Raw genomic sequence first — 10,737 nt, forward strand, 5'->3', positions numbered from 1 at the left:
TTTTTGTTATTGGGGTATCGCCAAGCGGTAAGGCACCTGGTTTTGGTCCAGGCATTCAGAGGTTCGAATCCTTTTACCCCAGCCACTTCTTCAAACTTTAAGTTCTTTCTTGCATTTAGCACTTTAGCGTATTTTGGAAATATCGCGGGATAGAGCAGTCCGGTAGCTCATTGGGCTCATAACCCAAAGGTCGGGGGTTCAAATCCCTCTCCCGCAACCAAACCTTTTTTATTTCTCTAGTGTATATATGCGCTCATAGCTCAGCTGGATAGAGCAACGGCCTTCTAAGCCGTAGGTCAGAGGTTCGAATCCTCTTGGGCGTACCACCCACACTCCACAGACTGCAAAAAAGATAAAAATAAATGAAAATACTTTTTAGATTCTATTCTTAGCCATTTTAGAAACTTATTTACAAAGCTTTAACACTGCTTTTTGCCTACCAAATCTAAGCCAACCCTAAGAATCTCTATTCTACATATCTTAATTTATTGTTGTAATTGACTTGTATTTTTATTGCAGATTCTAAAAAGTGATATAAACTCGCTTAATCCACCCTAAAATGTGCGCCCTTGCTTTCTGTGCGAGTAAGCGCAGATTCTATAATCCTACGCGCCACGAGTAGCCGCAGCCGCAACATACGCCCGATATTAGATTCTAACATCACTTCAATTCCCCCAAGAGCAGAATCTAGCCCACTTTTAGAGCGGATAATTCCCACCTTATCCCACATAATCTCACGCAACACATTCTTAAGCTTCACATCACCTTCTTTCTCTAGCACTTCCTCACACAATGGAAAATGCGCCACCCTCGTGCGTGTAGGATTTTCTACAATATGTTTAGCAACATTTGAGCCAAAGACAAGCCCCTCTAGCAAAGAATTAGACGCGAGGCGATTACCTCCGTGCAGCCCATTGCACGCGCATTCTCCCACTGCATAAAGATTACTCATTCCTTTGACAAGCCCATTTATATCCACAGCAATACCACCCATAGAATAGTGAAACGCCGGTGAAATGGGAATCTTCTCATTAGGAATGTCTAAAAATGTGCTTAAATCACGATAAATATTTGGAAAGCGATTTTTGAATCCTGCCTTATCAAACACGCTCACATCTAAAAACACCTCTTTTTTATGTTTTGTGCAATAGTCCATAATCCCACGCGCCACAATGTCACGCGGTGCTAACTCACCCCGCTCATCATAATCAAACAAAAATCGTTTGCCATCTTCATCGACTATCACACCGCCTTCGCCACGCACTGCCTCGGAGATAAGATATTTACGCGCTTGAGGATTACGCACATAGGCGGTAGGGTGGAATTGGAGCATTTCCATATCCTGCAAGGCGAGATGATGCTCGAGGATAATGCCGTGTATATCGCTACTAATCGTGTAGGCATTTGTATGGTATTTAAACAAACCACCAACGCCACCACTCGCAATAACAATGTGATGTGCGTAGAGATTATGTGTGCCTAGCTTTGTCTGCACACACACGCCATAGCACTTATCCTCTTCGATGAGTAAATCCACCACCTCTGCATTTTTCCACAATGTCGCGCTTAACCTATCGATAAGATGTGTATGGAGATTGCGCCCGGTCGCGTCCCCGCCTGAATGCACGATACGCGCCTTGCTATGTCCTCCCTCCTTAGCATAGAGCAGCGCATTATTACTATCCCTATCAAGCACAAAGCCACTTTCTATAAGCTCATTTAGAATCTTAGGACTCGTGCTTGCGAGCATTTCCACGCATTGCTTATTATTGAGATACCCACCGGCGGAAAGTGTATCTTGCGTGTGCGAAAGCACATCATCATTATCTTTTGCTATGCTTATTCCACCTTGGGCGTAAAAGGTATTGCACTCCCAAGGTTGTGATTTACAGAGGATTAACACCTTAAGATTTTTTGGTAAATGTGCGGCACAATACAGCCCTGCTACTCCTGCACCGATAATAATCGCATCATATTGTTCCATTTTCACTCCTCTTCCTCATAGCTAGGCGTAGGGGTAGAATCTATACTTTGAAAAAGCGTTCGATTTTGTTCCTTTCTTTGTGTTGCCATAGAATCTTGTCCTTGAATCTCTTGCTTCACTTCTTGCGCATCTTTGGTATAAAATGGCTTTGTCTTATAGCCACAGCCACCTAAAAACATAAAAATAAATGTCAAATATGCTAAAATCACCAAATGAAAATAGCCACCATATCTCATATATTCTCCAATCTTGCGCAAGATTTCCCCTCTCTTGCACACAAAATGCGACAGCAAGACGATATTTCGCGCTTCAAAAATACCTTTCTTACGCCACTTGAAAGGGAGCAGATTCTATTTATTATCGTCAAAAACGACACGCTTCTTTTCGCTTTCAAACACAAGGCGTTGTGTGTAGAATTTAATCATTATAAACATAAACACATAATAGAGAGTTTAAAACAGCACAAAGAGCACTTCCCTGCCCTTGCTCATATCCAAAAAATACACGCCTACACGCCAAGCCATATCCTCGCGCCTCCACCTCCACCAAAGCCGCCCGTGCGATACACCGAGCATTCAAATGGGGAGTTTATCAACCACGCGACAGATAAGATTCTCTACGAAAAATTTGAATCTTTGCGATTAAGCATAAAACGACAATGGGATACCCAAAATGGCGCATAAAATAGATTCACAACATAATTTGGATTTAATGCGCAAACTAGATTCAGAATCTAGGGTAGATTCACAACCTAGCTTAACGCACACACAAGCACAGGACAATCGCTCACATTTGCTTTTTACCCTCACGCATTTACCCACGCATTCAGGCATTTATCAATACTTTGACAAAGATGGGAATCTCCTCTATGTCGGCAAGGCAAAGAATCTCAAAAATCGCATTAAAAGCTACTTTAACATTCATAATCAGCATATCGCACCAAAGTCTAATCTTAGCCCAAGAATCACCATTATGGTATCCCAAATCGCCCAGATTCACACGCTTTTAACCGATAGCGAACAAGACGCACTTATCCTTGAAAATTCGCTTATTAAGAGCCTCAAGCCAAAATATAATATTTTACTGCGCGATGACAAGACTTATCCTTACATTTATATCGATAAATCCTCGCCCTTTCCAAGCTTTGATATTACACGCGCCGTGCTTAAATCGCCCAAGATTCAGTATTTTGGTCCATTTGTTAATGGCGCGAGGGAGCTACTTGAAAGCCTCTATGATGTGCTACCTTTGGTGCAGAAAAAATCCTGCGCAAAAGGCAAAAAAGCGTGTTTGTTTTATGAGATACAAAAATGCCTCGCACCTTGTGAGAACAAAATCTCTACGCAAGAATACACAAATATCGTGGAGCAAGGCATTGCACTGCTTGAAAATAAAAAGGAGTTAATAAAGATTTTGGAATCTAAAATGCAAAATCTCTCTGCCTCATTGCAATTTGAAGAAGCGGCAAAAATGCGCGATAAAATCCATAAAATCACACATATGAAAAATCAATCCATTATCGATATGCGGAGCGGGGATTATGACGCATTTGTCCTTGCCACAGACGAGGATTTAGATTCACAAAAAGGGGTAAAAACGCATATTCTAATGAGCCTCTTTATCCGCAATGGACGCATTGTCTCAAGCGATTTTTCACTTCTGCACCAAGATATACAAGAGGACAACCTGCCCGAGCTCTACACACAAGCACTCCTTAATGCCTACAAAACCGCCCTGCCACTTATGCCAAAGGAGATTCTTATCCCCTATTTTCATTTTGCGGATATTTCATCTTTGCAAACACTTTTACAGAATCAAACCCAAAGTAGCGTGAAAATCACCCAACCACAACGAGGTAAGAAAAAAGATGTGCTTTTGCTCGGGCTCAAAAATGCACAAGAAATTTTAAAACTCCATAAACAAGAGCATAACGAAAATAGCACACTCATAGCGTTACAAAATCTCTGCTCCTTGCGACACACGCCACATAGAATCGAGGTTTTTGATACCTCACATCATAGCGGAATGTATAATGTCGGCGGTATGATTGTGTATGAAAATAATCACTTCTGTCCCGCACAATACCGCCGATATGAGCTAAGCACGAGTGATGAATATACACAAATGCGTGAAATGCTCGAGCGGAGGGCAAAAAGATTTGAATCTAATCCACCGCCGGATTTATGGCTCATCGATGGTGGAAGTGCGCAGATTCACATTGCGCTTGAAGTCCTCAAAAGTGTGGGTGCAAATGTCGATGTGATGGCGATTGCAAAGATGAAGCACAATGCCAAAGCCTATCGCGCCAAAGGCAACGCGCTTGATATATTACGCACACAAAAGGCGGAATTTAAACTGAATACAAACGATAAGAGACTACAATTATGCCAAAAGCTACGCGATGAGGCACATCGATACGCAATCACTTATCATCGATACAAAAAAACAAAGGATACAAACAAAGTGCAAAGCATAGGCGATAATCAATACAGCAAGGCACAAATCAAGCGACTTTTAGAATTTTTTGGCACTTTTAGCAATATACAAAATGCCTCAAATGAACAGATTCAAAGTGTGCTTAAATCCCGCACTTCATCTCAAAATAGCGCAAAAATTAATTCTAGAAAAAATAGATGAGAATCCTATGAATATATACGATAATGCCCTACACATTTTGCAAGATTGTTTTAACAACACACATTCAATCATAGAGGCAAAAACACAGAGCGAGGGCGCGTTGCTTGAGCTTTTGCAAAAACACAAAGACGCAGAGAATGATATTCGCCTCGCCATTTTGCATTTTTACGATCAATGCGGTTTGGGCGCGTTCGTGCATTATGATAAAAAAGAATTGCATATCATCACGCGCATTAAAAATCAACAGCATAATATTTATGTGCAAAGAATCTGCGATTTTCTCACAAAGCATAAGGCAAAACTTTACGAAAGAGAGCCTTCAAAGGAGGATTTTGAGGAGTTTTTTCAATATGTGGATTCTATACTTGATGTGCAGTGTGAAAGTACAAAGCGAGATTTAATCAAAATCGCCCTAAGGAATGTCTTTGGCATACAACCGCGTGATGCCCTGTTTTTCAAAGACGGCAGTATTAAGCTCAAAAAATTTGATTATGAAATCGTGCAGATTAATAAGGAGGTTCGTGATATTGATGACAAGGCGCATATGTTTATTTTGAGTAACGAGCACAAAACAAGTATTGATAAGGCATTAGAATCTATCAACATACAATCGCTTATTATGCAAAATACATTGCAAATCTTGCAAAATGATATACATCTCGCACAAATTGATGTGCTAGGATTCAATAAAAAATTTCATTTTTTTGCCATACAAAAAATGCGTATTTTTTTAGAATCCTTGCCATTGGGACACATAGATTCTATGCAAAAAACGATTTATTGCCTCTCCTTAGTGCAAAAATATGCGTGGGTAATGTTTGAAGTAGTAGCAAAGGAGCTTTTAGATTTATGCGCTAAAGACGACCCTAACGCGCTTAATTTTGTGGGATTCTATAATGGTAGCTCAATCGAGTTAAATAAAAAAATTTACACAAAACCGCTCATTGTTGATAAAAACGGCGACCCTTGGACTCTACCCCTCATCAAAGAAACATTACATAATAAGGCAAGTGTAGAATTTGATATACAAAATCTCCAAATGCAAATTAGCAATACGCAAGAGCGCATTTTAAATATCACAAGTAGCCTTGCACAAGAGGAACTCAAACATAAGGTAAATATAGTCAAGGTAGAATCCTGCAACGATACTTTAGAAACCAAAAACAGGGAGTTAAGAATCTTAGTTGATAAGCAAGTGGCAAAAAGCAAGATTGACGCATTGAGCGAGGAGATTAATACAAACATACTCGAAAAATCTAAGGCATTAGGTGAGGTGGAAAATACACAAAAACATATCAACGCACTAAATGAGGAGCATATCGCGCTACTCTCTTTACAAGAAAGACTACAAGGGCAAGTGAGCTATGCGCTCAAAAAAAATAAGGATAAGTTTTTGCGATATGATTTATTACTCCGCGCCCTAGCCAATGCGATAGAAAATGCAAAGAATCTTGTATGAGTATCGTGCATTCTTTAATGAATAAAATCTCGTTTAAGGCAAAAACGACAATTTTAGTGTGGATTATCGTTGTAGGTTTTGTGCTTGTGGCGAGTGTGGCACTCCTCGCACTTCTTGGGCTAAAGAGCGAATTTGACACAAATTCTTTAGGAAATCTCTATACGCCTAATAAAAATGCGCAAGAGCAAAATAAAAATAATCAAGATGATATTGCACACTTGTCATATATGTGGATACTCGAACCAAAAGCTCAAAACAAAATTGACAATATGGATTCTCTTATTTTGCATTTACGCAAACAATACGCGCAAACTTTTATGTCAAAAGAATATGATGCCGTAAAGGAGCTTTTGCAAAAACAACAACAGGTGAGAGAATCTGCCAAAATCGCCATTACCAACAATGATATACCCGCCATTTCTGCATTACTCAAAGAGCAGATTATACTTTCAAGCGATATTACATTTTATAATAAAGCCATAACGGATACACTATACAATCACACCTTTGTATTTTTGGTCATTTTTATGTTTATTGTGATTGCGACTATTATCATTCTCGCCCTTTCTATTCGACATTCTATCAATACAAATCACTTGCTATTAGAACAACTCGTAGATTCTAAAACAAAAGAACTTCAAGCACTTAATGCAAACTTGCAAGAATCTATTCAATATGAGGTCGAACAAAATCGTAAGAAAGATTTAATTATGTATCAACAAGCAAGACTTGCTTCTATGGGAGAAATGATACAAAATATCGCACATCAATGGCGACAGCCACTTAACTCCCTCACTATGCTTATACAAAGCTTCAAAAGTAAGGCTATGCAAAATCGCCTTGATGATGACTTTGTGCTTCAACAAACGCAATATGGTATGAAAATCGCCACGGAGATGTCAAACACGATTGAAAATTTCCGCAATTTCTTTCGCCCGGAGGCAAACACCGAACCTTTTGTATTTATCACAAGCATTGAGGATTCAATAGAACTTTTAAAAGAGCGTTTGAAAGAGAATCTTATAAAAATAAATGTAGTGGCAAAAAAAGAGAATCTTAGCATTGATGGCTATCAAAACTCCTTTATGCAGGTGATTTTAATACTTATCAATAATGCGATTGATGCGCTTAAATTAAGGGCTGAAAATGAAAAAGATTTTACAGATTTGTGTATAGAGATTTTGTTAGACAAGGTAGGATATAATATCGTGCTTTGCGTGAGAGATAATGCAGGTGGAATTCGCCTCGAGGATAAATCAAAGGTATTCGAGCCATACTTTACAACCAAGCATAAATCCGTAGGCACAGGCATAGGCTTATATATGGCAGAGCAAATCATTGAACGACAATTTAATGGCACAATAGATGTATCAAACACACAATGGGGGGAGGCATACTTTGGAGCAGAATTCACTATCCACATACCAACACAAGGGGGTAAAGTATGAAATTTGAGGCATTGAGCAATCTCACTATTTTATATGCTGAAGATGATGTAGATACTGCAAACCTCACAACTATGGTGCTCGAAGACTATGTGGGGCGACTACTTGTGGCAAAAAACGGGCAGGAGGCACTGAATCTTTTTAGGCTACATAAGGTTGATTTGGTGCTGACAGATATTCTTATGCCAAAAATGAATGGCATCGAACTTATTGATAATATAAGAAGCTCAAGCATACACCCAGATGTTCCTGTTGTCATCACCACCGCACACACAGAGACAAAATATCTGCTTGATGCAATTAGGCTACGTGTAGATGGATATATTTTAAAGCCTATCAACATAGAGGAATTACTCCAAGCCATACACAAGGCTATATTGCCATTTTTACAAGCCGATGAAATCGCTTCAAAGAATCTCCTTATTAACGCCATTTCCACCTTTGTGGGTGGCAAAAAAATTGCCATTATTGAATTTTTATTGGCAAATTGCGATGAGGACAATATCTTTTATGGCTCATATGAAAACATTATCGCTCATCTCAATGTCAGCAAACCCACGATTGTAAAGACTTTTAAGCAACTCATTGATACCGGAATTCTCATCAAAATTAAAAACAAAGTCTATAAAATCCATCCAGATTTGGATAAAAATATAAAAAATAATATCTCTTAAAAAGTGCAACCTCTTGACACGCAAGGAAGTTTTATATAGAATCAGCACTCTGTTTTACTCGACAAGAGACTTCTTTAAATGCGAGAATCTCTGCAGATTCTATACCTTAAACTTCTTTTAAGATCTTCATTTTTGACTAAGGAATTTTATGGCAGATAATAAACGAACTCACACACCGGTTGAAGGTTATCAACTCGATGAATTACGCACAAAGGGCATAAAGCAGCTCATCGGCATTGCCGAGGAAGTAGGAGTAGAGAATCCTAGCGACTACCGCAGACAGGATTTGATTTTTGAGATATTAAAAGCTCAAGTCAATCAAGGTGGTTACATACTCTTTTCGGGTATTTTGGAAATCACAAACGAGGGTTATGGATTTTTACGCGCACTGACTGAAAGCTTAGCAGATAGTCAAAATGATACTTATGTGTCACAATCACAAATCCGCCGATTTGCCTTGCGCAATGGCGATATTGTAACCGGGCAGGTGCGCCCACCAAAAGACCAAGAGCGCTATTATGCCCTATTGAGAATCGAGGCAATTAACTATATGTCGCTTGAGGAGATCAAGAATCGTCCGCTTTTTGATAACCTCACTCCGCTTTTTCCGCAAACACAACTTAAGCTTGAATACGAGCAAGGCAAGGTTACCGGCAGAATGCTAGATTTGTTTAGTCCTATCGGCAAAGGACAGCGCGCACTTATTGTTGCTCCTCCGCGTACAGGTAAAACGGAACTGATGAAAGAACTTGCCCACGGCATTGCAAAAAATCACCCAGAAGTGGAACTTATGGTGCTTCTAGTCGATGAGCGTCCAGAGGAAGTTACCGATATGGAACGCAGTGTGAAGGGGCAGGTCTTTAGCTCCACATTTGATATGCCAGCAACAAATCATATTCGTGTAGCTGATCTGGTGATAGAAAGCGCGAAGCGGAAGGTGGAAATGGGTAAAGATGTGGTGATACTCCTTGATTCTATTACACGCCTCGCTCGTGCATATAATGCTGCTACTCCCTCGAGTGGCAAGGTGCTAAGCGGAGGTGTAGATGCAAATGCCTTGCATAAGCCCAAACGTTTTTTTGGTGCGGCGCGTAATATCGAGCAAGGTGGAAGCCTCACAATTATTGCTACTGCACTTATTGAAACGGGCTCGAGAATGGACGAAGTCATTTTTGAGGAGTTTAAGGGCACAGGTAATAGTGAAATTGTCCTTGCGCGTTCAATCGCTGACCGCAGAATCTACCCAGCCTTTGATGTATTAAAGAGTGGCACACGCAAAGATGATTTACTACTTGGCAAAGATAATCTTACAAAAGTGTGGATGCTCCGCAATGTAATGCACACAATGGACGACATAGAAGCCCTCACTTTTATCTACTCCAAAATGAAGCAAACACGCGATAATGAAGAGTTTTTAAATATGATGAATGCACAGGAATAACGAAATCTTGCAAGTTTCTAAAGTTATTTAATAAGGAGAAGTGGAGTGAGAGCAGGGGTTTTTGATAGTGGCGTGGGTGGCTTGAGTGTGTTAAAAAGCCTTATCAACGCGAAATTTTTTGATGAAATTATTTATTATGGCGATACTGCGCGTGTGCCTTATGGTGTGAAAGATAAGCAAACTATCGTGCGCTTTTCACTCGAAGCCCTTGATTTTTTTGCTCCGCATAATATTGATATCCTCATTGTCGCGTGCAACACCGTGAGTGCCTATGCACTCAAAGAAATGCAGGCAAAGAGCAAGATTCCAATTGTTGGCGTGATTGAACCAGGCGTATTAGCCGTGCAAAACAAGCTCACACACACAGATTCACAAATCCTAGTCATTGCCACACGCGCGACAATCAATTCTGGCGAATATGAAGTAAGGCTACGCAAAATTGGGTTTTGGAATCTTAAAAGTTTAGCCACCGGGCTTTTTGTGCCTATGGTGGAGGAGGGAATTTTAGAAGGTGTAGTGCTTGAAAGTGTGTTTGAACATTATTTTAGTCAAATCACAACGCCACCAAAGGCTATTATTCTAGGTTGCACGCACTTTCCCCTTATCGCACCCGCCTTAAGTGCGTATTTCAAGCACCAAAGCATACTTATCCATTCAGGTGAAGCAATTGTAGAATATTTACAATCTCATCTCAACCTTACTTCTCAAGGCGATTTGAAATCCCTGCAATTTTATGCGAGTGAAAACCCCGCTATGCTTACCAAAATTGCACAAAAATGGTTAAATTAACCAAAAAAAGCAAACTTTCTTACATCACGCTTATTATACATTAAAGAATAAAGTATAATTTGTAAATGCTTCTTCTCATAGAGAAAAATTAATGCTGATATTTGCACTTCTCCCCAACACAACCAATTACCAAGCACAACAGAAACATAAAAAATCATAAGCAATAAATGATAATAATAAAAAATACCTAAGAAGTAGTAAAAGCAGATTTCCCTATCCCTGCATCGACCTACATTCCCACACTTGAAAAGTGCAGTATCATCGGCGAAGAGAAGCTTAACTGCCAGGTTCGGAATGGAGCTGGGTGT

The 10,737-nt window shown here is 39.8% G+C and carries 9 protein-coding genes, 3 tRNA genes and 1 rRNA gene; 10 read left to right on the forward strand and 3 right to left on the reverse strand.

Translation table 11 applies throughout. The annotated features are described in order from the left end of the window. The first annotated feature begins 10 nt into the window (after window positions 1–10). The 3 genes from LS67_RS08725 (at window position 11) to LS67_RS08735 (ending at window position 326) form a co-directional block, all read left to right on the forward strand. Window positions 11–85: transfer RNA gene (locus tag LS67_RS08725), tRNA-Gln, on the forward strand. Window positions 86–143: 58 nt separating this feature from the next. Next, a tRNA-Met gene (locus LS67_RS08730) sits at window positions 144–220 on the forward strand. Between the two features lie 29 nt (window positions 221–249). After that, a tRNA-Arg gene (locus tag LS67_RS08735) sits at window positions 250–326 on the forward strand. A gap of 218 nt (window positions 327–544) precedes the next feature. Here LS67_RS08735 and nadB read toward each other — a convergent pair. Next, window positions 545–1,984 carry an L-aspartate oxidase gene (gene nadB, locus LS67_RS08740; RefSeq protein WP_034327439.1) on the reverse strand — a complete coding sequence of 480 codons (1,440 nt, stop codon included), beginning with the start codon at window positions 1,982–1,984 and terminating at the stop codon, window positions 545–547. Window positions 1,985–1,986: 2 nt separating this feature from the next. Further along, a complete protein-coding gene (locus LS67_RS08745; RefSeq protein WP_162500780.1) occupies window positions 1,987–2,241 on the reverse strand; it encodes a hypothetical protein in 255 nt (84 codons plus the stop codon). A gap of 24 nt (window positions 2,242–2,265) precedes the next feature. On the opposite strand from LS67_RS08745, the gene LS67_RS08750 reads away from it, so the two are divergent. The 7 genes from LS67_RS08750 (at window position 2,266) to murI (ending at window position 10,429) form a co-directional block, all read left to right on the forward strand. Then, a complete protein-coding gene (locus LS67_RS08750) occupies window positions 2,266–2,667 on the forward strand; it encodes a hypothetical protein (protein ID WP_231944838.1) in 402 nt (133 codons plus the stop codon). Further along, the gene (uvrC, locus tag LS67_RS08755) at window positions 2,657–4,621 is read left to right on the forward strand and encodes an excinuclease ABC subunit UvrC (protein ID WP_236096382.1); all 1,965 of its coding nucleotides are present in this window, start codon (window positions 2,657–2,659) and stop codon (window positions 4,619–4,621) included. The genes LS67_RS08750 and uvrC overlap by 11 nt, the downstream gene beginning before the upstream one ends. A gap of 7 nt (window positions 4,622–4,628) precedes the next feature. Beyond that, window positions 4,629–6,080 (forward strand): hypothetical protein, encoded by a 1,452-nt coding sequence (locus tag LS67_RS08760; RefSeq protein ID WP_034327466.1) that lies wholly within the window; start codon window positions 4,629–4,631, stop codon window positions 6,078–6,080. Next, window positions 6,077–7,528: a sensor histidine kinase gene (locus LS67_RS08765; protein WP_034327446.1), complete on the forward strand. Its 1,452-nt coding sequence runs from the start codon at window positions 6,077–6,079 to the stop codon at window positions 7,526–7,528. The genes LS67_RS08760 and LS67_RS08765 overlap by 4 nt, the downstream gene beginning before the upstream one ends. Next, a complete protein-coding gene (locus LS67_RS08770; protein WP_034327448.1) occupies window positions 7,525–8,199 on the forward strand; it encodes a response regulator in 675 nt (224 codons plus the stop codon). Before LS67_RS08765 ends, LS67_RS08770 begins: the two co-directional genes overlap by 4 nt. A gap of 148 nt (window positions 8,200–8,347) precedes the next feature. Beyond that, complete coding sequence (gene rho / locus LS67_RS08775; RefSeq protein ID WP_034327450.1) at window positions 8,348–9,640, forward strand: transcription termination factor Rho; 1,293 nt, start codon at window positions 8,348–8,350, stop codon at window positions 9,638–9,640. Window positions 9,641–9,685: 45 nt separating this feature from the next. Then, window positions 9,686–10,429: a glutamate racemase gene (gene murI, locus LS67_RS08780; protein ID WP_034327452.1), complete on the forward strand. Its 744-nt coding sequence runs from the start codon at window positions 9,686–9,688 to the stop codon at window positions 10,427–10,429. 216 nt (window positions 10,430–10,645) lie between these two features. On the opposite strand, the gene rrf is transcribed toward murI, so the two are convergent. Further along, a 5S ribosomal RNA gene (rrf, locus tag LS67_RS08785) occupies window positions 10,646–10,737 on the reverse strand; the annotation flags it as partial.

Origin of the sequence: Helicobacter sp. MIT 03-1616, assembly GCF_000765685.2 — a bacterium.
Classification (GTDB): Bacteria; Campylobacterota; Campylobacteria; order Campylobacterales; family Helicobacteraceae; genus Helicobacter_C; species Helicobacter_C typhlonius.